The following is a 21,472-nucleotide window of genomic DNA, read 5'->3' on the forward strand; positions in this document are numbered from 1 at the left end:
GTCGAGCCGGCGAACGCGCCCCATCGCCACTGCTCGGGCTCCTGCCTGAAGAGCGGCACCCTGCGGTGGTTCTGCAAGCCCCACCAGACCTGCAGCTTGGACTGCGGCACGGCGCCCCCGCACATGCACTGCCATGATCCGACGCGGTAAAGGCAGATGTCGGCGGGGATGGGCGAGCCCCGATACGTGCTCAGCGGCGCAGCCAAGCGCTGACGAGGCTCGCCACGAGGGCTGCGAAGCCGCAGGTCTCGCCGGCGTACCGGAAACCGGCCGCGGACAGGACGACGACAGCCGCCGCGATGATGGCGACGAGGCCGAGCATCAGGAGGCGGTCGATGAGCCAGTTCATGGTCATGGACATCCCCGAGCCTCATCGCTGGAAATGTTTGGACGGTGGGACGCCAGGACGATCCGCCTGCCTCGGGCAGTCAGGAACCAGAGGCCCCCTTGGCTTCCGCCAGCCCAGCCACGTCCCCTCGGCCTGACCAACCCGCGTGCCAGCAGCGAGCGCACCGTGGTCATCCTCCACGGGCCCACCGCGTACAGTGCCCCATCCGTTTGCATGCGCTTTAGGAGCGAGCGCTGCCCGTGCGTTAGCATCCGCCAGGACGAGCTTTTCGGTGCGTCCATATTAGAGATGGAATTATTATAATCTAGCCGCTGTGCGCAACCCGATCGCCGAGGCACCGCCCATGACGGGGGACCCGCGCCTGCCTCTGGCTCCCGCCCGTCAATGGGCCATGAGAACGGGAATGCGCGCGTGCTCGATGACATGGCGGGTGACGCCGCCAACCAAGAACTCGCGCACGCGGCTGTGGGTGTAGGCGCCGAGCGCCAGCATCGAGGCGTTCCGTTGCCCGGCCTCGGCCAGGATGGCCGCGCCGACCGAGGTCCCCTCCTCGACCTCCAGGGTGGCGGCCTCAGCCACGATGCCGTGCCAGCGCAGGTAGGCGCACAGGTCCGCGGCACGTGCCCCTTCGACGTGCTCGGTGCGCGCATGCACGATGGTGACCCGGGCGGCCTCGTGCAGCAGCGTGATCGACTGCCCGATCAGGCGCGTCGCCTCCAGACTGCCGTTCCAGGCAACCATGACATGGTCGAGCAAGTCATGCGGGACGCTCTCGCCGACCATCAGCGTCGGACGACCGACCGAGAACAGTGCGGTGTCGAGCGCGCGGCCCGTGAAAGGCTCGGCGGGGTTCGGACGGTCGATGATGATGAGGTCGTTGACCCGGCCAGCGAGGGTCAGGAGCGGTTCGATCTCGCCCGAGAGCTCGGTCCAGGATGCGAAGGTGGCATCGAGCCGGCCGTCCGCCGGCATGAACGCCACCCCCTCGCGCTCGCACCAAGCTTCCAGGGCCGCCTTGCCCTTGGCTGCGGCCTCGCGCACGCCCCGCGCGAGGGCCTCGACGGTCGCGCAGTCCAAGGGGATCAGACTCGCCATGCTGGCCATGACGTGCTCCGGGCCCGGCGCCATGAACGCGACGCCGATGTGGGCCCGCAGGCGGCGTCCCAGGCGCAGGGCTGCGTCGAGCCGGCGCGTGGCGTCGAGGCCGGGCGCGGTCGGGACGAGGAGGCAGCGCAGGAACATCGTGGGTCTCCTCGCTCAACGTTCCAGGGTCTTCAGGTAGGCGATCAGGGCCTCGGCCTGGTCCGGGTCGAACCGGAACTCGGGCATGCTGGGGTGGCCGGTGCGGATGCCCTCGGCGAGCGCCTCGCCGAGATCCTCGACCGGATAGCGCGCGTGCAGCTCGCGGAAGGGCGGTGCCTCGCGCAGCGGGCTCGCGCCGACGCGCCCGACGGCATGGCACTTGGCGCAGTTGGTCCGGGCAAGCGTCTCGCCTTGCTTCACCTGCCGGTCCCAGGCCGTGGCGGGGGCGGCCATCAGGTTCGGCAGAAGCGCGAGGGCACCGACCAGGGTGAGGGCGGCCGGACGCATCAGTGGCTCATCAGGCAGCAGACGGGCGTCGTCATCAGGACGTCGCGGGTGGCCCCCCCGAAGATCCACTCGCGCAGGCGGCTGCGCCCGTAGGCGCCCATCACAACGAGATCCGCTTCCTCGCGCCGGGCGAACCGGAGGATCTCGTCCGCGGCGCTGACCTCCGGGCTCCGCAGCAGGTGCGTGGTGACGGCCACGGAATGGTCGGAGAGGTAGGCGGCCACGTCCTCGGCGCCCTCGCGGTCGGCATCGGGGCCAACCACCGCGACGTGGACCTCGTCGGCCCGGGTCAGGAACGGCAGCGCGTCGTGGACGGCCCGGCGCGCCTCGCGCGTGTCCTTCCAGGCCACCACGACCCGCTTGGCCGCGAGGCGCTCGATGCCGGGCGGCGCAACCAGCACAGGGCGCCCGACCTCCATCAGGAGCGCCCCTGCCGGGACGCCCATCGGGCCCGGGTCGCCGTCGGCCGGCCCCTGCCGGCCGACCACAATGACGTCGGCAGCGCGCGCCTGCCCGACGAGGTAGGCCAGGGGCTCGGCCGGCGCCGAGCGCCAGGCCGTCTCCCCCGCCGCCCCGGCCTCGCGCTCGAACAGGGCCTTGGCTTCCGCAAGCTGCTCGTCCGCCAGGCGCTCCTCGATGGCCCAGACGCGCTCGACCTCCCGCATGTCGCCGGCCGGCATGGGGGCCAGGACCGGGCGCGCGGCAATGCCGGTCAGCCTGGCCTCGAACCGCTCCGCGAGGCCGGCCGCCAGCTGGATTCGGTCTGCGGCTGCGGCCCCGAGGTCGACCGAGACCATGATGTTGGAGATCCGCATGACCGCCTCCCGCTGCCGGGCTCGCGGCCCGATGCAGCATCCTGAGCGCCTCGGCGGCGCTGGCCTTGATCCACCTCAAGGGGAGCAGCAGATTCGCCCCCGGCCTACCACCTGCCTCCGGGAACGAGGACGGCCGCACCGTGAAGAGCCCCACGCCGGTGGGCCGCGATGGCCGCATTGACCTGCGCGAGCGGGTAGGCGCGCGTGCGGGTGACGATGCCGGCTCGCGGGACGGTCCCGAAGAAGGAGCGCGCGTCCTCGCGGGTCAGGTTCGCCACCGAGCGCACCGACCGCTCGCCCGAGAGCAGGTCGTAGGGGAAGGCCGGGATGTCGCTCACGTGAATACCGCCGCAGACCACCCGGCCGCCCTTCCGCACGGCCCGAAGCGCCGCCGGCACCAAGCTCCCGTCGGGCGCGAAGACCAGGGCGGCGTCCAGCGGTTCGGGCGGCCCGTCGGAGTCCCCGGCCCAGTCCGCTCCGAGCGAACGGGCGAAGGCCTGCGCCTTCCGGTCGCCCGGCCGGGTGAGCGCGAACACGCGCCGCCCCTGCCACCGGCAGACCTGGGCGACGATGTGGGCGGCCGCCCCGAAGCCGTAGAGGCCGACGGTTTCGGCCTCGCCGGCCATCCGCAGGGTGCGCCAACCGATCAGCCCGGCGCAGAGCAGCGGCGCCGTCGCGAATGGGTCGAGGGCAGGGTCGAGCGGGACGGTGAAGGCGGCCTCCGCCACGAGGTGGCTCGCGAAGCCGCCGTCGCGCGTGCAGCCAGTGAAGCCGGGGTCATTGCACAGGTTCTCGCGGCCGGTCGCGCAGTAGCGGCAATGCCCGCAGGCGTGCCCTAGCCATGGGACGCCCACGCGGGCGCCCGGTAGAGGTTCGCCGACGCCCGTACCGGCTGCTTCCACCGTGCCGATGACCTCGTGGCCCGGCACGATGGGATAGACCGCCTGGGGCAGGTCGCCGTCGATGACGTGGAGGTCCGTGCGGCAGACGGCGCAGGCGTCCACCCGGATGCGGACCTCGCCGGGCCCGGGCTCCGGGTCCGGCCGCTCCTCGGGAACGAGGGGGGCGCCGACATCGCGCAGCACCATCGCCAGCATCGCGCCGCGGCCTCACGCGAGCATCAGTCGGTCCTCGACGGCGCGCACGCCCGGCGCGGACCACGCGGCGCGCTCGGCGAGCTCGCGCTCGCGCCAGACGTCGACGCAGCCGTCGAGGGTCACCCTGTCGCCGTCCACGCGCACGCGGATGGTGTCAGGGTCTCGGGCGCTTCGTCTCAGGGCCGCGAGGATGCGGGACTTCACCTCGGTGGCCTGGACCGGCGGCTTCACGGCGATGATGTTGACGATGTCGGTGACCCCGGCGAGACGGCGCAGGGCTTTGTCGACGGCCGCCTTCTGGTGGTAGTGCGGCACGCACCCGTCGAGCGTGACGCAGCCCTTCTCGACCTTGAGCGTGACCGAATCCTCCGGGATGCGGACGTCCCATTCGAGCACCCGGGCGCAGCGCTCGGCCAGGGCCTCGTCGCCGACGCTGGTGTTGTCCGGGTAGCGAACCTCGATCCGCTCGACCACGCCCCGGACGCCGCGGACCCAGAGCGCGACGCGCTCGGCGATGCCCTTCTCCGCGTAGTTCCGGACATGGCCGGTCAGGGTCACGATGCCGTTCTCGACGGTGACGCCGATCTGCGCAGCGTCGACCATCGGGGCGTATTCCAGCTCGTCGAGCACGTGCCGGTGCACGGTGATGTCGTCCATCTCCCGTCTCCTCGGTTCGGTGGAGTTCAGAGGGCGAGCCAGAGCAGCGCCGGCGTCACCGCGGACGCCGCAATGGCCAGGGCCAGGGCCTGCAGGCTTCCGATGCTCCGGTAGCGGTAGCCGCCCGCGACGAACCGGGGGCCCGCATCGTTCCGCGGCGCCAGCCTGACCGGCACCCGCACGCGGCGCACCGTCTGGATGTAGGTGGATCGAAGCACCAGGGTCATCGTTCGCTCCCGCCTTGCTGACGGGAGCCATCCTGCCGGCGCGCCACGAGGGCGCCTTGATCCACCTCAACGCCGCCGGGGCCGGCCTCCGGCACCGTCGCTCGGGTATCCGCATCCTCCGGGAGGCCGACATGGACGCGAGGCGCGAGCCGAGGAACCATCAGAGGAAGCGCCGCGACGGCGAGCACCATGATGGCGACCAGACCCTGACCTTCGTGCCGGGCCCGCTCGGACCGGACGGTCTGAAGCGGATCGACGCCTATTGGCGCGCCGCGAACTACCTGTCGGTCGGCCAGATCTACCTGATGGCCAACCCGCTGCTGCACGCGCCGTTGAAGCCCGAGCACGTCAAGCCGCGGCTCCTTGGCCACTGGGGCACGACGCCCGGCCTCAACTTCATCTACGCCCACCTCAACCGGGTCATCCGCGAGCGCGACCTCAACATGGTCGCGGTCTGGGGACCGGGGCACGGGGCGCCGGGGCTGGTCGCCAACGCCTACCTGGAGGGCACCTACGGCGAGATCTACCCGGACGTGGCGCAAGACCTCGACGGCATGGCCCGGCTGTTCCGGCAGTTCTCGTTCCCGGGCGGCATCCCGAACCACGCCTCGCCCGAGCTGCCGGGCTCGATCCACGAGGGCGGCGAGCTCGGCTATTCCCTGGCGCACGCCTTCGGCGCCGCCCTCGACAATCCGGGGCTGACCGTCGCCTGCGTGGTCGGCGACGGCGAGGCCGAGACGGGGCCTCTCGCCGCCGCGTGGCACTCGAACAAGTTCCTGGACGCCCGCCACGACGGGACCGTCCTGCCGATCCTGCACCTCAACGGCTACAAGATCGCCAACCCGACCATCCTGGCCCGCATGCCGCCGGAGGAGCTGTGGAGCCTTCTCGTCGGCTACGGCTACGAGCCGACCTTCGTTGAGGGCGACGAGCCGGCCGTCATGCACCAAGCCATGGCGACGGCGCTGGACTCGGCCTTCGACGCCATCGCCGAAATCCGGAAACACGCGGTCCACGGCGCGACGCAGCGCCCGCGCTGGCCGATGATCGTGCTGCGCAGTCCCAAGGGCTGGATGGGACCGGAGACGGTGGACGGCAAGCCGGTCGAGGGCACCTGGCGTGCGCATCAGGTGCCGGTGGCGGCCGTGCGGGAGAGCCCGGAACACCGCGCGGTCCTGGAAGCCTGGATGCGCTCCTACCGCCCGGAGGAACTGTTTGCGGAGGACGGCTCGCTCGCGCCTGACCTCGCCGCGCTGCCGCCCAAGGGACCGCGGCGCCTGTCAGCCAACCCGCACGCCAACGCCCACAAGAGCGCTTCCTTGCGCCTGCCGGACCTCAGGCGCTTCGCCGTCGCGGTGCCTGAGCCTGGCCGCACGAAGGCCGAGGCCACCCGCGCGCTCGGGGCTTTTCTGCGCGACGTCCTGACCCTGAACGCAGAGGCTCGCAACGTCCGGATCATGGGCCCCGACGAGACCGCCTCGAATCGCCTCGACGCCGTCTTCGAGGTGACGGACCGGGCCTGGCAGGAGGAGATCCTGCCGGGCGATGACCACCTCGCCCGCGACGGCCGCGTCATGGAGGTGCTGAGCGAGCACCTCTGCGAGGGCTGGCTGGAGGGCTACGTGCTGACCGGCCGTCACGGCCTGTTCGCGACCTACGAGGCCTTCGTGCACGTGGTCGACTCGATGGTGAACCAGCACGCCAAGTGGCTGAAGTCCTCGCGCGACCTGCCCTGGCGAAGGCCGGTGCCCTCGCTCAACATCCTGCTCTCATCCCACGTCTGGCGGCAGGACCACAACGGCTTCAGCCACCAGGATCCCGGCTTCATCGACTTCGTGGCGAACAAGCGCGGCGACACGGCCCGCATCTACCTGCCGCCGGACGCGAACACCCTTCTCTGCGTCACCGACCACTGCCTGCGCACCTACGACCGCATCAACGTGGTCGTGGCCGGCAAGCAGCCGGCCCTTCAGTGGCTCGGCCCGGACGAGGCCGCCCGGCACTGTGCGGCCGGCGCCGGGATCTGGGACTGGGCCTCGAACGAGGGCGAGGCGGAGCCGGACGTGGTGATGGCCTGTGCCGGTGACGTGCCGACCCAGGAGATGCTCGCGGCGGTCGATTGGCTGCGCCACCACGTCCCGGACTTGAGGGTCCGGGTGGTGAATGTCGTCGACCTGATGACGCTGCCGGCGCGCGAGACGCACCCGCACGGACTCGACGACCCGACCTTCGACAGCCTGTTCACGCGCGACCGGCCGGTGGTGTTCGCCTACCACGGCTATCCCTGGCTCATTCACCGGCTGACCTACAAGCGCACGAACCACGGCAACTTCCACGTGCACGGGTTCATCGAGGAGGGCACGACGACGACACCCTTCGACATGTGCGTGCTCAATCGCCTTGACCGGCTCCACCTCGCGCAGGCCGCCTTGCGGGCCGTTCCGGGACTGGGTGCGCATGCCGAACACGCCGAGCAGGCGCTCCGCGCGGCCCTGGCCCGCCATCGCGAGCACGTCCGCCGGACGGGCGACGACCTCCCGGAGGTGCGGGACTGGGCCTGGCCGGAGAGGCATGTCCACGAGCATCCCGATCGCCGCATCGAGGGCGACATCATGCAGTGCGGCCCTGCCGATGCCGGCAGGGGGGGCGCCGGCCGGGCGAGACCGTCGATGACGGGACGATCATCGCCTGAGGCCGGACGGTGATCCTCGTCCTCAACACCGGCTCGTCCAGCCTGCGCTGCGCCCTGTTCCGGCCGGGCGCGCATGCACCGGCTTGGCGGGCGCATGTCGCCGAGATCGGGCAAGAGCCGCGGCTCTCGGTCGACGGCATCATTTCAGACAGGGAGCGGTCGCCGACCGGCGACCACGCGGCCGTCGCCCGCTGGCTGTTCGCGCGGTTGCCGTCGGCGCCGAACGCAGCCGGCCACCGCGTCGTCCACGGCGGCCTGCATTACGCGGCGCCGGTGCGCCTCGACGCCAGGGTCGTGGAGGCGCTGGAAGGGCTCGTTCCGCTCGCCCCCGCGCACCAGCCGCAGGCGCTGGCCTGCATCAGGGCGGTCGGGGAATCCTGGCCCGACCTGCCGCAGGTCGCCTGCTTCGACACGGCCTTCCATCGGACGCAGGACCGGCTTGCCCAACTCTACCCGCTGCCGCGCGCCCTCATCGACGAGGGACTGGTGCGGTTCGGCTTCCACGGCCTGTCCTACGCCCACGTCGCCCGGACGTTTCCGCATGGCCGCGTGCTTGCCGCCCATCTCGGGCACGGGGCCAGCCTCTGCGCGATCCGGGACGGGCGCAGCGTCGCCACCACCATGGGCTTCACCACCCTCGACGGCCTGATGATGAGCTCCCGCAGCGGCGCGGTCGATCCGGGCCTGGTGCTGCACCTGATCCGGGAGCGCGGCCTGTCGCCCGACGCGGTGGCCGAGCTCCTGAACGAGCGCTCGGGGCTCCTCGGCGTCTCCGGGATCAGCGACGACGTGCGGGTCCTGGAGGCCAGCGGGGCTCCGGAGGCGCGCGAGGCGCTCGACCTGTTCGCCTACCGCGTCGTACGCGAGGCCGGCTCGCTCTTCGCGGCGCTCGGCGGCCTCGACACCCTCGTCTTCACCGGCGGCATCGGCGAGCATGCCACCCCCGTCCGTGCCGGCATCTGCCGCGGGCTCGCCTTCGCCGGTGCGGTCCTCGACGAGGCGGCGAACGGCCAGGGTAAGGCGAGCATCGGCGACCCGTCGTCCACCGTCGCCATCCGCATCGTCCCGGCAGACGAGGAGCGCGAGATCGCCCTGTCCGTGGCCGGCCTGCTCGGCGGGCGCTGAGGCAACGCGGGAGTCCTGATCTGCCGCAAGGTCGCGGATGCAGCCCGCGACGACAGTCGGGACCGGTCCAGACGCCCATCCAAGAGGACGCGATGACGGATGTCCTAGTCGTCTGCGACACGCGCACGGGGCCCACCGAGACGGTCGCGCGCGCTTTCCCGGGCCGCACGAACCGCGGGGCGACGGCGTCGATGCCGTGCGTTCCATGGGACATGGCGGGTCTCCTCAGATCAGGGCGACGATGCGGTCCTCGACGGCGCGCACGCCCGGCACCGACCAGGCCGCGCGCTCGGCCGCCTCGCGCTCGGCCCAGGCCGTTACGGCCCCTTCGAGCGTGACCTTGTCGCCCTCGACCCGGACCTTGATCCCGTCGGCCTCGAACATCGCGCCGCGCTTGAACGCCTCCAGGATCTTGTCCTTGACGAGGGTGGGCCGGACTACGGGCCTGACCTCGATGAGGTTCGACACGCCGACGACGCCGGAGAGCTTGCGAACGGCGGCCTCGGCCCCCATCGCCTGGTACCGCCAGGGCACCACGCCGGTGAGTATGATCCAGCCCTTGGCGACCCTCACCTGGATGGCGCTTTTCGGGAGATGCACCGACCAGTCGATGATGGCGAGCGCACGCGCGGCGATCTGGTCGTCCTCGATCTTCTTGGCCTCCGGGTAGCGGACCTGAATCTCCTGCGCGATGGCGCGCACGCCCTTCACGCGGCGCACGGCGTTCTCGGCCTCGACCTTCTCGGCGTAGCTGCCGACGTGTCCGGTGAGGGTGACGACGCCGTCCGAGACGGCGACGCCGATCTCGGCCGCATCGAGGCTGGGGTCGAAGTCGAGCTCGTCGAGCACGTCGCGGCGCAGGTCCTTGTCGGTCATGGGGTTCCTCCGGGTTGCCGGCCTTGTCGAAGCGAAGCCGAGTGTGCACGCCTCGGGCGGACGAGCCTTGATCCAGCGCAACGCCGACGCGCTCCGCGGCCCGGGCGAGCGCGGCGCATTGCTCCATCTCCCTGCGGAGGGTTGGCAGCGCCTCGTCGACGCCGGCGCGGCCCGCCTGGAGCATCTCCAAGAGGGGCTCGTCGGCGGTGATGACGCCCCGGTCGGTGTCGGACTCGATGAAGCGGCCGGCCGCGTCCTTCTCCAGGCCCATCCGCTCGCAGGCCCAGCCCGCCAGGAGCAGGTTGCGCCGGGTGCGCACGCGGAAGCGCGCCTCCTCGTCATGCACGAAGCGGCGCTCGAAGGCCTGCTCGCGCTCGTCGAACGGGGTCATGGAAACCTCCGTCCCGCGGTCATGGGGGCCCGTGACCGGCGTGACCGTTGGCTGGGTGAGGATCATCCGATGGCAGCGGCAACCGGCCTTGATCTGGCTCAAGGCCAGGCGGCCCTCGGCCCGGGGTATGCCCCGATCCGCCTCGCACGTCCCGGTCGGCCGCCGATCCTTGACGCAGATCAAGGCCCGCCTCCGCGCGCACCTCTCCAATGTCCGGAGATCGGACTCGGTCTGGCCATGCTCCCGGAGCCAGCCATGCCCGAACGTCCCCAGGTCGCGCCCGGGCCCTCACGGGCTGAGGACCGGAGCGTTCAATCGAAGCCGTCCCCGGACGGGGCTGGAAGCCCGACGAACAGGGCGTCCCCGTGGCGGTCTCGGCCCTCTTCATCGCGGTGGTCCTGCTCATCGTGAGCGGCATGGGCTGACCGATGTCGGGGGGAACCCGCAAGCCCTACGAAGGCCGCCATGTCATCTCCCGCCGACAAGTCCGACCCGTTCGACCCGCTCGGCATCGCCGCCGCGATGGGCGAGTGGTGCTGCCTGCTGAAGGCTGCGCAGGAACTCAGGAACGTCGACGCCGAGATGATGGACACGCTGCTCGAGGCCAACGCGGCCGGCCCGACGCCCCTGGGTCCCGAAGCCGCCGCGAAGGTACGCGCTATCGCGAACCTGATGCGGAGCCTGAACCTCGACCCCGAGGCCATCCGGCGGCGCGAGCCCGAGACCATGATGAAGCTAGAGGCGGCCTGCCTGGGCTGCACGGAACGCGGACGCTGCGCGCGCGAGCTCTGGGCAGGGAGCGCCGCCGGCACCTACCATGAGTTCTGCCCGAACGCGGCACGCATCGACCGCCTGCGCCGCGCCTGACACGGAGAGGAGCGCGTCATGGGAAAGGCAACCTTGGTCCTCGCCCTCGTCTCGGCCATGCGCGCCTTCGGCGGCGCCGCGCACGGTCAAGGCATCGTCGGCGGGGCGGTCGGCGCCGGAGTCGGCGGCGTGAACGGTGCCCTCGGCATCTGGCCGCGGTACCGGCGCGTCCACGACGCGCGAGGCTACCGGGTTCATCGGCACCACTATCGCTGCCGGTAAGGACCTCCGCGCCCATGTCGGCGGGCCCGGGTCGCGTCCCTGACGGCCTGCGAGGTCGAGCAGCGGGCGAAGGAGGCGCCCGGCGCTCAACAGCCCCGGCAGACCCCGCCGAGCGACCTCCTCACCGTCCGGTCCCAGTCCCGGCTGCGGGCGCCGCCGTCATCGGGGCCCTTCGGCTTGCTTGGGCCAGCCGCCGCGCCCTCGCGTCCGGCAGATGCCGCCTCCGTGCCGGAGCGGAGGGAATCGGGCGTAGGCTGCCGGTGCGCCGGGGCCGCCAGGGCGGGAGCGCACAGCACCAGCAAGGCTGCGATGAAACGGGGCATCGGTGCCTCCTCGGGACGGGATCTCCTTGTGCGTGAACTGGCGCGCGCCGTCGGCCCTCGCTCAATCCTCGACCACGCGGCGAAGCTTGGCGCGGCGCAGGCTGACCTGCCGGCCGCCGGCGCGCTGGAGCGCCCCGTCCTCCTCAAGCTGCGACAGAGTGCGCGACACGGTCTCGATGGTGAGGCCGAGGTAGTCGGCGATGTCGCGGCGGGTCATCGGCAGGGCGAAGGTGCCGCTGCCGCCCAGGCGCTCGTCGACATCCATCAGGAAGGCCGCGACCCGCTCCGTGGCCGAGCGGCGTCCGAGAAGCAGCGTGAGGTCCTGGGCTAGGCGCAGGTTGTTCGTGGCCATGCCCCAGAGTTGGCAGGCGACCTCGGCCCGGTCGGCGGCGGCGCGCTCGACCTGGCGGCGCTTGAAGATCAACACCCTGGTGTCCGCGAGGGCCTCGGCCGTGTGCCGGTGGGCCTCGCCCTGCTCGAACCCGAACAGGTCGCCGGGCAGGTGGAAGCCGGTGATCTGGCGGCGGCCGTCGCTCAGCACCTTGTGTGTGCGCACGGCGCCGCTGACGACCTTGTAGACGAACTCGGCCTCCTCGCCCTCGCCGTAGACTTCCTCCTCGCGGGCGTAGGTGAAGGGCGTGCCGATGAGGTCGGGGCATCCCGCGAACAGGATGCTGCCGCTCACGCTCGGAACGGGGACGGGGTGGTAGGCTGCGGCCTGCGGGGGCGTGTGCTCGGTGGTCATCGCGTCGCTCCTCACCCGTATCGGATGAGCGGAGATTGACCTCGCGCGGCCGGCCGCGAAATTCCGGGCGCTCGCTTAAGCGGGCCCGCGTAAGGGCACCTACGTATGCGCGCGGCGGCGCTCAGATGTTCGCGGCGGCCACGAGGCCCCAGGCGTGCACCGGGTCCGGCAGCACGAGCAGGCCGCCGCGATTGGCGAGCGCCGAGCCCAGCGCGGTAGCGAGCCCGTAGGCCAGCCAGCCGAGGACGAGCGTGACGGCGTCGGCATGGCGCCGCAGGGCGTGGATGGAGGCGCAGCCGGCGGTGAACGAGGCGGCCACCGCGAGCGCGACGGGGTCGAGGGGCATGGCGTCGCTCCGAGGGGATGGTGTGATGGCCCTGGATGCGGCCACGTCGGCAGGTCGCCCGGCGCGGCCGCGCTTGCGGCTCCTCAGACGGAGCGCGCGTCGGGCGAGACGTGGAGCCGCCAGAGCTCGACCGCGGCCAAGGCGGCGACGGCAAGCCCGATCGCGAGGTGCGCCCACATGGGCGAGCCGCTGTCCGCGAAACCGAGCGCCCAGGGCGATACGGCGACCCAGAGGCCGATTGCGAGGTTGGCGTACTCCTCCCAGTCGTAGGACGTGCTCAGGGCGAGCACCGCGATGATGGCGATGGCCGCGCCGCTGACGAAGGCGTTGCGCGCCGCGGCGGTCTCGCTGGCAAGGCCCAGGTACCAGGGCGTCATGAGCAGGGCGACGCCGAGCAGGGCGTTGAGCGCGTTCAGGACCGTGTCCTCGGTCCGGTTCTCGATCGTTCGCATCGGCCTCTCCTCACGGGAGGGGACCCGGAAGGCCGGAGGCACCGGGCCCCGAGCGGCAGACGGCCTGCCGCCTTCGCGGGGCCACGGTTCCCGCATTCGAGGGGCAAGGCTTTGATTGACCTCAAAACTTCGGCCCGCCGAGCCGTAGATTTTCTCAGAACAAGCTCGAAAAGTTACCGGAGGCTACAAGCAGTGGGTTCGCGCTTGCTCGGGCTTGTTTGGTTGATCTGGATCAAGGCCGGTCGGCTCGCGACGATCTTCGATGGGCGCCATGCCCTGACGGGGAGAACCCCATGCATTCCGAGCCTGTGACGCACATCCAGACCCCGACAGCCGCCGACCCGGCCGAAGTCATCAAGACTGGCATCGCCACCTGGCGCGCCTTCGCCTTCGACCTGCCTCTGCGCATCGCCGCCGAGACGATGCGGTTCGCAGGGCATCGCCTCCAGGCCCAGGCGGACCATCTCGCGGCCCTGGCCGGGTGCGGCTCGCTGAAGGACGCCGTCGAGCTTCAGACCGGATTCCTGACCAAGGGCGTGGCCGACTACCAGACGGAGGCGACCACCCGATCGCATGACTTCACCGAGGCGGCCTGCGCCGAGGCGGCCTGACGCCGCCGCTCCGGGGCCGCGCACGGCCCCGGACCTCGCCCCCGATGCGACGCCAGCAGGACGGGTCCGATGCCGGCCAGCCGCCCTCGACCGACCCTCTACCGGGTGTTCCAGCACCGCCTTGAGCCGGGGGTATGCTGCGCCGTGCGCGGGAACCTGCTGGCCCCGCGCTTCGTCCACCCGGGTGCCTGGGATTTCGGCGCGGCCGTGCGCGAGGACGAGAGCCTGCCGTTCGGCTTCCAGCCCGCCGCGGCGCGCGAGGCCTCAGCGGCGTTCGGCTACTACCTCTTCCATCACCCTTGCGAGACCCTGGCGCCGCGGTACGGCCGGCACTGGAGGTGACGCGGCCTCGGCCCGGTTGAGCCAGATCAAGGCCGTTGCCGCCCTGCCTGGCCGCATCCCGGGTCAGCCGGAACGGGGAAGGCGCACGCCGTGCCCGGCGCGTGGCGCCCCGGGCCGTTCCGCGCGAGCTGCCACGCCCGCGAGGTCCCGCGGCGGGCTGCCGTCCCGGAAGGGGCCGGTCAGGTCCGAAGGGCGAGATCCCTACCGGCCCCGTCGCCGGCGAGCACGCAGAGCAGCGCGTCGGACACGAGCGGCTTCTCGACGAGGGGGACGCCCGCGGCGCGCGCCCGCGTCCGGATGCCTGGGTCGGGATGGCCGGTGATCAGCACCACGGGCACGCACGGGGCGAGGTCCCGCAACCGGCCGAACACCTCCAGGCCGTCCATCCCGGGCATGACGTGGTCGAGCAGAACGAAGGTCGGGCACGGGCCAGGGAAGGCCGACAGCAGCTCGCGGCCGCCACAGAAGGTCTCGACCCGGTGGCCCTCGCTCTCGAGCAGGAAGCGCGTGGAGTGCAGGACGGCCGGGTCGTCGTCTACGACGTAGACGAGGGCTGCGGGGTCGGACGGCATGACGGTCGACGGGTAGGGCGACGCTCGGGCGGTCGGAAGCCGGCATGATGGGACGTCCCGGAACGCCTGCCTTGACCTGCCTCAAGCCCGGTTCACGCGAGGCCGGCCAGAACCGCCCAACGCACCAGCTCCTGCAGGTTTCCCGCCTGCGTCTTGGCCATGAGCTTGGCCCGGTAGATCTCGACGGTGCGCGGGCTGATGTCGAGAGCGCGCCCGATCTCCTTGCTGGTGCCGCCGGCGACCAAGCGGTCCAGCACCTGCCGCTCGCGCTCGCTCAGGGTGCCGACCCGCCGCACGAATTCCTGCACGCCGGGGTCCGTGGCCTCGGCGGGTCTGCCGCGTTCGAGCGCGGAGCGGAGCGCCTGCAGGAGCGCCTCGTCGTCGAACGGCTTCTCGATGAAGTCGCACGCGCCGAGCTTCATCGCCTCCACCGCGAGCGGCACGTCGCCGTGGCCCGTCATCATCACCACCGGAAGGTTCTGGCCCGCCGACCGCAGGCGGCGGAGCAACTCCAGCCCATCGATGCCGGGCATGCGGATGTCGGTCAGGACGCAGCCCGATGCCGGCTTCGGGAGCCTGTCGAGCAGGTCCGTGCCGGCCTCGTAGAGCCGCACCTCGAAGCCCTCGGTCCCGAGAAGGAAGGCGACCGAGTCCCGCATGGCCGCGTCATCGTCGACCACGTGCACGAGCTCACTTGCCATGGCCATTGTCCCCCTGGTGCGCGGCCGGCAGGGTCAGCCGGAAGGTCGCCCCTCCGGCACCGTTGCGCGCGACCGTCAGGCGGCCGCCATGCGCCTCGACGATGGTGCGGCAGATCGAGAGCCCGACGCCCATCCCACTCGGCTTGGTCGTGACGAAGGGCTGGAACAGCCGGTCCGCCACCTCGTCCGAGATGCCGGGCCCCGTGTCCGACACCGCAATCTCGACGGTCTCCGGCCCGACGGGCCCGGCCTCGACCGTCAGCTCGCGACGCTCGCACGGCTGCATGGCCTCCCGGGCGTTGCGCATCAGGTTGACCAGCACCTGCTGCACCTGCACCCGGTCGGCGAGGACCGACCCCGTCCCCGGGGCGAGCGCGACGCGAGCCGTCACCCCCTGCTCGCGGGCGCCGACCAGGGCGAGGGCGCTCGCCTCCTCGATGAGTTGCGCGACCGACTCGACCCGCTTCTCCGTCTCGCCGCGGGCGACGAACTCGCGTAGCCGCCGGATGATCTGCCCGGCTCGCAGCGCCTGCTCGGCCGCCTTGTCGAGGACCTCCATCGTCCTGGCGACGTTGTCCGTATCCGGGCGCGCGAGCAGCCGGCGACAGCCCTTGGTGTAGTTGGCGATGGCGCCGAGCGGCTGGTTCAGTTCGTGGGCGAGCGTCGCGGCCATCTCGCCCATCGCGCTCAGGCGCGAGACGTGGGCGAGTTCGGACTGGAGTTCCTGCAGCCGGGCCTGGGTCCTGTGGTGCTCGGTCAGATCGTTGATGAAGCCGGTGAAGAAGACCTGCTTGCCCGAGCGCATCTCGCCGATGGCGAGCTCCATCGGGAAGGTCGAGCCGTCCCGCCTCTGGCCTGTCACGACCCGGTTGGTGCCGATGATGTGGCGCTCGTGCGTCCGCTGATATCGGTCGAGGTAGCCGTCGTGGTCGCCCCGCATCGGCTCGGGCATCAGGATGCGGACGTTCTGCCCGATCGCCTCATCGGCGGCATAGCCGAAAAGGAGCTCGGCCGCCGCGCTGAACGAGTGGATCAGCCCGGCCTCGTCGATGACGACCATGGCCTCGGGCACGGTGTCGAGGATGGACTGCAGGTGCGCCTCGCGGGCGCGCAGGTCCATCTCGGCCCGCTTCTGCTCGTCGATGCTGAGAACGACCCCGCGATGTCGGGAGGGCCGGCCCTCCGGGTCGAACTGCACCCGACCGCACGAGCGCAGCCAGCAGACATGCCCGTCGGGCCGCGCGACGCGAAAGTCGACCTCGTAGCTGCCGCCCTCCCGAAGCGCCCGCTGGATGGCGTCAGCCCGCGCCGGGCGGTCGTCCGGATGCACGAGCGCCTGGGTCGCCGCGAAGGTGGTCAGCCGCTCGGGCGGGACGCCGAAAAGGCGGGCGCAGGTCGGCGAGACCGCCACCCGGCCGCTCGGGATGTCGAGCGACCAGATGCAGACACCGACCTCGTCGAGGGTCTGCCGGAGTTCCTCGACGGTCGACGTGTCGTCGCCGGCTCGATCCATGTCGGGCGCCTCGACGGAACCCGTCATCGTTCACACCCCTGCGGAACGGGCCCAAGCCGTCACGGTCGAGGTGCCTGCAGCGGCATGGCCGGCGCACGGTCGGTTGGCGGACCTTCGGGCCGCGCATGCCACCACGCCTTCGCAGGCGCGACGCTACCCCATCTTAGGGGGCGCGAACAGCCGTCCTGGGGTCCCTTGAGGTGGATCAAGGCCGGTCAGCCGCGATGGGGCAAACCCTGAGAGCCCAGACCGGAGGCGACCCATGTCCCGTACCATCCCGGCCCCCTTCGCGGGCATCCGCGACGTCCTCGTCGGCACCGCCGTCGAGGGCGAGCGCGAGGAAGCCTCCTCGGCCATTGGCTACGGCCTGACGCTGGCCAAGGCCGCCGGCGCCCACCTCACCGTCCAGTCCGCGTCGTGGCGCCTCTCGGGCGACGACGCTTGGCTCGGCGACTTCGACTACGACGGGGTGGCGGTCATCGACCGCCGGCTCGACGCCCTGGCCCGCTCCATCGCGGAGCGCTCGGCAGGCGACGCCACGCAGGCCGGGGTGATCTGCACGACGGAGGCGCCGAGCCTGCCGTACCCCGACATCGTGAGCCGGCTGGCCTGGCGCGCCCGCCTGCACGACCTGACCGTGCTGGACATCGGCCCGCGGACCTACGACCTCGACCGCGAGATGATCGAGAAGGCGCTCTTCCACAGCGGCCGCCCGGTAGTCGCGGTCCCGCCAGGGCACTACGCCTTCGCCGCGCGCCGGATCCTCGTCGCCTGGGACGGCAGCGCGCAGGCGGCCCGCGCTGCGAACGACGCCCTGCCGTTCCTGCGCGCGGCCGAGACGGTCGAGATCGTCTCGGTCGGCGACGATGCGCAGATCCATGCTGAGGTGCCCGGGGCCGAGTTCGCGCCCCACCTCGCCCGGCACGGGGTGAACGTCTCCGTGAACGACCTTCCGAGGGGCGAGAGCGTGGCCGCCACCCTGCGCGCCCAGGCCGGGCTGTTCCGGGCGGACATGATTGTGATGGGCGCCTACCGGCACTCTCCCATCCGCGAATACTTCTTTGGTGGCGTGACGCGGTCCTTCCTGCGGGGAAGCCCGGCCCCGCTGTTCCTCGCCCACTGAGCCCGGGAGGCCGACGATGCGTAAACGGACAGCTGTTCGGAGTGGCGCTGCCGGTCGGGTCGCGCCGACGCGAACCCCCGCGCTTCGGCCCGCCCGACACGGGTCGGCGCCACCCGTGTCGGGCGAAGCGCCGGCCCAGGTGCGGGCACCGAACCGGCCGGAATGGCCGGACCCGCTGAACGAGGAGGAGCTCCGCGCCCTGGAGGCCGGCTGGGGCTTCGTCGAGTAACCTGGCCGGGCCGGTCCGGGCGGCGGTCGCTCAACGTTGCAGCGGCTTGCCAAACGGTGCGCGTCTCCTCGCCGGCGCTGCGTTCGAACAGGACGCACGCCTGTTCTAAGGATCTCAAGCACCTGGGCCTTGTTGCGCTCCTCCTGCGCGGCGGTGTCGAAGACGTCGCGCACCAGGATGGGCGCCGGCACCTTGTGGGCGGCCGCGCCCGTGAGCGTGGCCTCGAAGCGCCGGGCGAGGCCGGCGGCGAGGCGTATCCGGTCGGGAGTCGCCTCGCAGAGGTCGGCGGAACGAGGATGTTCGCGTAGTCCATGGCCATCTCCGTCATGCGTCGATGCCGACGATGGCAGCCTGGCCCTGGGTAGGACGGCGCAACTTGATCCAACGCAAGCCCGCGGGCGGGGCTCACGTCTGCTCCAGTACGCCTGGCACCGGAGGCTCGCGAGCGGTCGGGGCGCCGCCGAGCACGCGCATGGCATTGAGGATGACGGCGACGTCGATGGCTTCCTGAAGCAAGGCGCCCTGGAGGGGCGTAAGCTCTCCAAGCGCGGCCGAGACCATGCCGGCGAGCGACAGCCCGATCCCGGCCCAAACGCTCTGGAGGGCGATGGTGCGGGCCCGCCTGGCGATGCGCACGGCGTCCGGCAGCGGCGCGAGGCTATCGACCAACAGGACGACGTCCGCCGCCTCGGCCGCCGCCGCCGCACCCCTAGCGCCGAGCGCCACGCCGAGGTCGGCCGCCGCCAGCGCCGGCGCGTCGTTGACCCCGTCGCCCACCATCATCACGGGACCGTTCCGGCGCTCGGCGGCGACGGCGTCCGTCTTGGCGGCGGGGTCGAGGTCAGCGGCGACGGCGTCGACGGGCAGGCCGGAGACGAGCGCCTCCGCGAGGCCGCGACGGTCGCCGGTCGCGAGCACCACGCGCTCGATGCCGCACGCGCGCAAGGCCCTGAGCGTCCTGCCGCCGTCTGTCCGCAACGGGTCCGCGAGTTCCAGGACGGCGGCTGGCTTTCCGTCGACGGCGACCAGGACCGTCGCCGTCGACGCGCCAGCCTGTCCGGCACCGTCCGCCGACGGGAAGCGGACGTCGTGCATCCGCATCAGGCGCAGCCCTCCCACGAGGACGTGCCGTTGCTCCACCGTGCCGGCCACGCCCTCGCCGGGGGATTCCGTGGCCGTCGTGGGCTGCGACAGGGCAAGGCCTCGCGCCCGGGCCTCGTCGACCAAGGCGCGCGCGATCGGGTGGCCGGAGGCTTGGTCGAGGGAGGCGGCCAGCCTCAGCGCCTCCGGCTCGCCGAACGGGGCGAAGGCCCGCGCGGAGGCCAGCCGAGCCGTGCCATGGGTCAGGGTGCCGGTCTTGTCGATCACCAGCACGCGGACCTTGGCCAGCGTCTCCAGGGCGCCCCCGCCCTTGACGAGGACGCCGATGGCGGCGGCGCACGAGAGACCGGAAACGAGCGCGACGGGCACCGCCAGGATCAGCGGGCAGGGCGTGGCCACGACCAGCACGGCCAGGGCCCGCACGGGGTCGCCGCTGGCGGCCCAGGCGCCACCGGCCAGCAGGAGCGTGAGGCCGAGAAAGGCGAGGCCGTAGCGGTCGGCCATGCGCGCCATCGGCGCCTTCCGGGTCCGGGCCGCCTCGACGAGCCGGACGATGCCGGCATAGGTGCTCTCAGCCGCGGGTCGCTCGGCCAGCAGCGTGAACGCTGTGCCGACGTTCACCGAGCCGCTGAGCACCGAGTCGCCCGTCTCGACGGCGACCGGAAGCGCCTCGCCGGTGAGGCTCGACCGGTCGAGCACGGCACGGCCCGCGGCGACCCGGCCGTCCACCGGCAGGACATCGCCGACGCGCACCAGGATGCGGTCGCCGGGGATCAGGGCCGCGATGGGCACCTCCGTCAACGCCCCGGCCTCCTCCCGCAGGGCGGTGCGCGGCTGGCGGGCGACCAGCGCCGTCATCGCCCGCCCGGCACGGCCCGCGGCGTAGGCTTCGAGCGACTGGCCGCCCGCGTACATCAGGGCGATGACGGCGCCGGCCAGCGGCTGCGACAGGACGAGCGCGCCGCCCATCGAGAGCAGGGCGACGAGGTCGAGACCAATGTCGCCTCGCGCCAGGCTGGTCACGACCTGGGTCGCGAGAACGGCGAGGACCGCCAGGGTCGCGACCGTCCAGGCTGTCGCCGCGATGTCCGCCCGCCCGAGCGCCTGCGCCGACAGGCCGGCGCAGAGGCCGGCCAGCGGCAGGGCCGCCAGCCATCCCCGCAGCCGCGGCCTCCATCCGGCTGCCTGCATTGCCGTCTCGGTCGAGCCCAGGGCCGCCGTCGTCATCGTCGGGGACGCTCCCGGTCATTGCGCGTCTCCGAGATGCGCCTGTACAGCCCGGGCGGCCTTGCGATGGATCAACGCGCGCCCGCGGCGAGGGGGAGATTGAGACGAGGCAACCGCGCGGAGCGCTCCGATGTCAGTCTCGACCGCTTCCCCTGTTACGGGCATTTGCGATGTCCTGATCGGCCTTACCGAGGAGGGCCGCGGGGACGAGGCCGCGGCATCTCTTGGCTATGGCCTGACACTGGCACGGGACGCGGGCGCCCACCTCACCGTGCAATCCGCTGCCCTCCGGCTCATGACCACCGGCCTGCCGCTGTGCCGGTTCGCCGACGAGATCATCGGCGCCGAGAACGGTCGCCTGGCCGTCCTTGCCCGGAAAGCGGCGGAGCGGATCAGGGAGGATGCGGAAGGTGCGGGCGTCGTTTGCACGCTGGAATCGGCGAGCCTCATGCACCACGAGGTGGTCGCCCGGCTCTCGACGCGGGCGCGGCTGCACGACCTGACCGTTCTCGACGCGGAGCCTTTCGCGGCGATGCCGGACCGCGACCTCATGGAGGGCGTGCTCTTCGGGAGCGCTCGCCCGGTCATCGTGGTGCCGGCGGGTTGGGACACCTTCCGGGCGCGCCGCGTCGTCGTTGCCTGGGACGGGAGCGCGCAGGCGGCGCGGGCGGCGAACGACGCGCTGCCGTTCCTGCGCGCGGCGGAAGCGGTCGCTGTGGTCTGCGTGGCGGAAACCGAGCGGCTGCTGTCGACGGTGCCCGGCGCGGAGTTCGCGCCGCACCTCGCGCGCCACGGCGTCGAGGTCACGGTCGATGACCGTCCGGTCGAGGTCGACGTCGCCGAGACCCTGCGCAGAGCGGCCGGGCGGTTCGGGGCCGACATGATCGTGATGGGCGCCTACCGGCACTCGCGCATGCGCGAGTGGTTCCTAGGCGGCGCCACGCAATCGCTGCTCGCCCGGAGCGCCATTCCCCTGTTTCTGGCCCATTGACGAGCATCCGGGCTTGACCTGACCGGTATTTTGGACCGGGCTGGGTGAGAGGCCAGTGCATGGTGGCGGCCATGGGTAGCCGGAAGGCCAGATCGAGGACGGTGACGGGCGCGGGCGGCCGGTAGCCCAGCGACGAGTGCGGCCGGACGCGGTTTTAGGTTGTTTGCCACAGCCCGATCACGATCTGCGCCTCCCGCAACGAGTAGAAGATTTCTTGGCGTAGGCACTCGTCCTTCAGCTTGCCGTTGAAGCTCTCGCAATAGCCGTTCTCCCAAGGCGATCCGGGAG

The 21,472-nt window shown here is 72.0% G+C and carries 23 protein-coding genes and 2 pseudogenes; 8 read left to right on the plus strand and 17 right to left on the minus strand.

Going from position 1 to position 21,472, the window contains the following annotated elements:
• Positions 1 to 190: 190 nt before the first annotated feature.
• The 7 genes from MET9862_RS29465 to MET9862_RS17490 form a co-directional block, all read right to left on the minus strand.
• Complete coding sequence (locus MET9862_RS29465) at positions 191 to 361, minus strand: hypothetical protein (protein ID WP_185156907.1); 171 nt, start codon at positions 359 to 361, stop codon at positions 191 to 193.
• A gap of 369 nt (positions 362 to 730) precedes the next feature.
• A complete protein-coding gene (locus tag MET9862_RS17465; protein ID WP_142584181.1) occupies positions 731 to 1,591 on the minus strand; it encodes a universal stress protein in 861 nt (286 codons plus the stop codon).
• Between the two features lie 15 nt (positions 1,592 to 1,606).
• The gene (locus MET9862_RS17470; protein ID WP_142584182.1) at positions 1,607 to 1,939 is read right to left on the minus strand and encodes a c-type cytochrome; all 333 of its coding nucleotides are present in this window, start codon (positions 1,937 to 1,939) and stop codon (positions 1,607 to 1,609) included.
• Positions 1,939 to 2,754 carry a universal stress protein gene (locus tag MET9862_RS17475; RefSeq protein WP_142584183.1) on the minus strand — a complete coding sequence of 272 codons (816 nt, stop codon included), beginning with the start codon at positions 2,752 to 2,754 and terminating at the stop codon, positions 1,939 to 1,941. The genes MET9862_RS17470 and MET9862_RS17475 overlap by 1 nt, the downstream gene beginning before the upstream one ends.
• 104 nt (positions 2,755 to 2,858) lie before the next feature.
• Positions 2,859 to 3,851, minus strand: a complete 993-nt coding sequence (locus MET9862_RS17480; RefSeq protein ID WP_142584184.1) for a zinc-dependent alcohol dehydrogenase family protein — start codon at positions 3,849 to 3,851, stop codon at positions 2,859 to 2,861.
• 12 nt (positions 3,852 to 3,863) lie between these two features.
• Positions 3,864 to 4,508 (minus strand): BON domain-containing protein, encoded by a 645-nt coding sequence (locus tag MET9862_RS17485; protein WP_142584185.1) that lies wholly within the window; start codon positions 4,506 to 4,508, stop codon positions 3,864 to 3,866.
• A gap of 26 nt (positions 4,509 to 4,534) precedes the next feature.
• On the minus strand, positions 4,535 to 4,735 hold the full coding sequence (locus MET9862_RS17490; RefSeq protein ID WP_142584186.1) for a hypothetical protein: 201 nt from the start codon (positions 4,733 to 4,735) through the stop codon (positions 4,535 to 4,537).
• Positions 4,736 to 4,866: 131 nt separating this feature from the next.
• On the opposite strand from MET9862_RS17490, the gene MET9862_RS17495 reads away from it, so the two are divergent.
• Positions 4,867 to 7,440, plus strand: a complete 2,574-nt coding sequence (locus MET9862_RS17495; RefSeq protein ID WP_142584187.1) for a phosphoketolase family protein — start codon at positions 4,867 to 4,869, stop codon at positions 7,438 to 7,440.
• Complete coding sequence (locus tag MET9862_RS17500; protein WP_142584188.1) at positions 7,437 to 8,552, plus strand: acetate/propionate family kinase; 1,116 nt, start codon at positions 7,437 to 7,439, stop codon at positions 8,550 to 8,552. The genes MET9862_RS17495 and MET9862_RS17500 overlap by 4 nt, the downstream gene beginning before the upstream one ends.
• A 225-nt stretch (positions 8,553 to 8,777) precedes the next feature.
• Here the strand turns inward: MET9862_RS17500 and MET9862_RS17505 are convergent, their stop codons facing one another.
• Entirely contained in the window at positions 8,778 to 9,428 is a 651-nt protein-coding gene (locus tag MET9862_RS17505) for a BON domain-containing protein (protein WP_142584189.1), read from the minus strand.
• A 109-nt stretch (positions 9,429 to 9,537) separates the two neighbouring features.
• Positions 9,538 to 9,885: pseudogene (locus MET9862_RS17510) on the minus strand (DUF1476 domain-containing protein); the annotation flags it as partial.
• 399 nt (positions 9,886 to 10,284) lie between these two features.
• Here MET9862_RS17510 and MET9862_RS17515 point away from each other — a divergent pair.
• Together MET9862_RS17515 and MET9862_RS17520 are read left to right on the plus strand one after the other, a co-directional pair.
• Positions 10,285 to 10,686: a heavy-metal resistance gene (locus MET9862_RS17515; protein WP_142584190.1), complete on the plus strand. Its 402-nt coding sequence runs from the start codon at positions 10,285 to 10,287 to the stop codon at positions 10,684 to 10,686.
• A gap of 18 nt (positions 10,687 to 10,704) precedes the next feature.
• Positions 10,705 to 10,908 (plus strand): hypothetical protein, encoded by a 204-nt coding sequence (locus MET9862_RS17520; RefSeq protein ID WP_142584191.1) that lies wholly within the window; start codon positions 10,705 to 10,707, stop codon positions 10,906 to 10,908.
• A 384-nt stretch (positions 10,909 to 11,292) separates the two neighbouring features.
• Here the strand turns inward: MET9862_RS17520 and MET9862_RS17525 are convergent, their stop codons facing one another.
• From MET9862_RS17525 to MET9862_RS17535, 3 genes are all read right to left on the minus strand, one after another.
• Positions 11,293 to 11,976, minus strand: coding sequence for a helix-turn-helix domain-containing protein (locus MET9862_RS17525; RefSeq protein WP_142584192.1), 684 nt, complete (start codon positions 11,974 to 11,976; stop codon positions 11,293 to 11,295).
• 121 nt (positions 11,977 to 12,097) lie between these two features.
• The gene (locus MET9862_RS17530; protein WP_142584193.1) at positions 12,098 to 12,322 is read right to left on the minus strand and encodes a hypothetical protein; all 225 of its coding nucleotides are present in this window, start codon (positions 12,320 to 12,322) and stop codon (positions 12,098 to 12,100) included.
• A gap of 83 nt (positions 12,323 to 12,405) precedes the next feature.
• Positions 12,406 to 12,774, minus strand: coding sequence for an SPW repeat protein (locus MET9862_RS17535; RefSeq protein ID WP_142584194.1), 369 nt, complete (start codon positions 12,772 to 12,774; stop codon positions 12,406 to 12,408).
• A 293-nt stretch (positions 12,775 to 13,067) separates the two neighbouring features.
• Between MET9862_RS17535 and MET9862_RS17540 the strand changes: the two genes are divergently transcribed.
• Both MET9862_RS17540 and MET9862_RS17545 read left to right on the plus strand, forming a co-directional pair.
• Entirely contained in the window at positions 13,068 to 13,385 is a 318-nt protein-coding gene (locus tag MET9862_RS17540; RefSeq protein ID WP_142584195.1) for a phasin family protein, read from the plus strand.
• 69 nt (positions 13,386 to 13,454) lie between these two features.
• Positions 13,455 to 13,727, plus strand: a complete 273-nt coding sequence (locus MET9862_RS17545; RefSeq protein ID WP_142584196.1) for a hypothetical protein — start codon at positions 13,455 to 13,457, stop codon at positions 13,725 to 13,727.
• Positions 13,728 to 13,906: 179 nt separating this feature from the next.
• Here the strand turns inward: MET9862_RS17545 and MET9862_RS17550 are convergent, their stop codons facing one another.
• The 3 genes from MET9862_RS17550 to MET9862_RS17560 all read right to left on the minus strand — a co-directional run bounded on the left by MET9862_RS17550 (position 13,907) and on the right by MET9862_RS17560 (position 16,540).
• Positions 13,907 to 14,299: a response regulator transcription factor gene (locus tag MET9862_RS17550; protein ID WP_142584197.1), complete on the minus strand. Its 393-nt coding sequence runs from the start codon at positions 14,297 to 14,299 to the stop codon at positions 13,907 to 13,909.
• 92 nt (positions 14,300 to 14,391) lie between these two features.
• The gene (fixJ, locus tag MET9862_RS17555; RefSeq protein ID WP_142584198.1) at positions 14,392 to 15,000 is read right to left on the minus strand and encodes a response regulator FixJ; all 609 of its coding nucleotides are present in this window, start codon (positions 14,998 to 15,000) and stop codon (positions 14,392 to 14,394) included.
• Positions 14,990 to 16,540, minus strand: coding sequence for a PAS domain-containing sensor histidine kinase (locus tag MET9862_RS17560; RefSeq protein WP_142584199.1), 1,551 nt, complete (start codon positions 16,538 to 16,540; stop codon positions 14,990 to 14,992). Before MET9862_RS17560 ends, fixJ begins: the two co-directional genes overlap by 11 nt.
• Before the next feature lie 235 nt (positions 16,541 to 16,775).
• Here MET9862_RS17560 and MET9862_RS17565 point away from each other — a divergent pair, with 235 nt between their 5' ends.
• Entirely contained in the window at positions 16,776 to 17,636 is an 861-nt protein-coding gene (locus MET9862_RS17565; RefSeq protein WP_142584200.1) for a universal stress protein, read from the plus strand.
• A 634-nt stretch (positions 17,637 to 18,270) separates the two neighbouring features.
• Here MET9862_RS17565 and MET9862_RS17575 read toward each other — a convergent pair.
• Complete coding sequence (locus tag MET9862_RS17575; RefSeq protein ID WP_142584201.1) at positions 18,271 to 20,193, minus strand: heavy metal translocating P-type ATPase; 1,923 nt, start codon at positions 20,191 to 20,193, stop codon at positions 18,271 to 18,273.
• A gap of 130 nt (positions 20,194 to 20,323) precedes the next feature.
• On the opposite strand from MET9862_RS17575, the gene MET9862_RS17580 reads away from it, so the two are divergent.
• A complete protein-coding gene (locus MET9862_RS17580) occupies positions 20,324 to 21,184 on the plus strand; it encodes a universal stress protein (protein WP_142584202.1) in 861 nt (286 codons plus the stop codon).
• A gap of 157 nt (positions 21,185 to 21,341) precedes the next feature.
• Here MET9862_RS17580 and MET9862_RS30155 read toward each other — a convergent pair.
• Positions 21,342 to 21,472, minus strand: a pseudogene (locus MET9862_RS30155) (integrase core domain-containing protein); the annotation flags it as partial.

Origin of the sequence: Methylobacterium symbioticum (genome assembly GCF_902141845.1) — a bacterium.
GTDB classification, from domain to species: domain Bacteria; phylum Pseudomonadota; class Alphaproteobacteria; order Rhizobiales; family Beijerinckiaceae; genus Methylobacterium; species Methylobacterium symbioticum.

Bases quoted from the DNA above. Each gene is read 5' to 3' on its own strand.
- MET9862_RS17550 (WP_142584197.1), bottom strand. From the start codon at position 14,299: ATGCCGTCCGACCCCGCAGCCCTCGTCTACGTCGTAGACGACGACCCG.
- MET9862_RS17515 (WP_142584190.1), top strand. From the start codon at position 10,285: ATGTCATCTCCCGCCGACAAGTCCGACCCGTTCGACCCGCTCGGCATC.
- MET9862_RS17560 (WP_142584199.1), bottom strand. From the start codon at position 16,540: ATGACGGGTTCCGTCGAGGCGCCCGACATGGATCGAGCCGGCGACGAC.
- MET9862_RS17485 (WP_142584185.1), bottom strand. From the start codon at position 4,508: ATGGACGACATCACCGTGCACCGGCACGTGCTCGACGAGCTGGAATAC.
- MET9862_RS17475 (WP_142584183.1), bottom strand. From the start codon at position 2,754: ATGCGGATCTCCAACATCATGGTCTCGGTCGACCTCGGGGCCGCAGCC.
- MET9862_RS17540 (WP_142584195.1), top strand. From the start codon at position 13,068: ATGCATTCCGAGCCTGTGACGCACATCCAGACCCCGACAGCCGCCGAC.
- MET9862_RS17530 (WP_142584193.1), bottom strand. From the start codon at position 12,322: ATGCCCCTCGACCCCGTCGCGCTCGCGGTGGCCGCCTCGTTCACCGCC.
- MET9862_RS17465 (WP_142584181.1), bottom strand. From the start codon at position 1,591: ATGTTCCTGCGCTGCCTCCTCGTCCCGACCGCGCCCGGCCTCGACGCC.
- MET9862_RS17525 (WP_142584192.1), bottom strand. From the start codon at position 11,976: ATGACCACCGAGCACACGCCCCCGCAGGCCGCAGCCTACCACCCCGTC.
- MET9862_RS17480 (WP_142584184.1), bottom strand. From the start codon at position 3,851: ATGCTGGCGATGGTGCTGCGCGATGTCGGCGCCCCCCTCGTTCCCGAG.
- MET9862_RS17580 (WP_142584202.1), top strand. From the start codon at position 20,324: ATGTCAGTCTCGACCGCTTCCCCTGTTACGGGCATTTGCGATGTCCTG.
- MET9862_RS17535 (WP_142584194.1), bottom strand. From the start codon at position 12,774: ATGCGAACGATCGAGAACCGGACCGAGGACACGGTCCTGAACGCGCTC.
- MET9862_RS17505 (WP_142584189.1), bottom strand. From the start codon at position 9,428: ATGACCGACAAGGACCTGCGCCGCGACGTGCTCGACGAGCTCGACTTC.
- MET9862_RS17470 (WP_142584182.1), bottom strand. From the start codon at position 1,939: ATGCGTCCGGCCGCCCTCACCCTGGTCGGTGCCCTCGCGCTTCTGCCG.
- MET9862_RS17575 (WP_142584201.1), bottom strand. From the start codon at position 20,193: ATGACGACGGCGGCCCTGGGCTCGACCGAGACGGCAATGCAGGCAGCC.
- MET9862_RS29465 (WP_185156907.1), bottom strand. From the start codon at position 361: ATGTCCATGACCATGAACTGGCTCATCGACCGCCTCCTGATGCTCGGC.
- fixJ (WP_142584198.1), bottom strand. From the start codon at position 15,000: ATGGCAAGTGAGCTCGTGCACGTGGTCGACGATGACGCGGCCATGCGG.
- MET9862_RS17520 (WP_142584191.1), top strand. From the start codon at position 10,705: ATGGGAAAGGCAACCTTGGTCCTCGCCCTCGTCTCGGCCATGCGCGCC.
- MET9862_RS17565 (WP_142584200.1), top strand. From the start codon at position 16,776: ATGTCCCGTACCATCCCGGCCCCCTTCGCGGGCATCCGCGACGTCCTC.
- MET9862_RS17545 (WP_142584196.1), top strand. From the start codon at position 13,455: ATGCCGGCCAGCCGCCCTCGACCGACCCTCTACCGGGTGTTCCAGCAC.
- MET9862_RS17495 (WP_142584187.1), top strand. From the start codon at position 4,867: ATGGACGCGAGGCGCGAGCCGAGGAACCATCAGAGGAAGCGCCGCGAC.
- MET9862_RS17490 (WP_142584186.1), bottom strand. From the start codon at position 4,735: ATGACCCTGGTGCTTCGATCCACCTACATCCAGACGGTGCGCCGCGTG.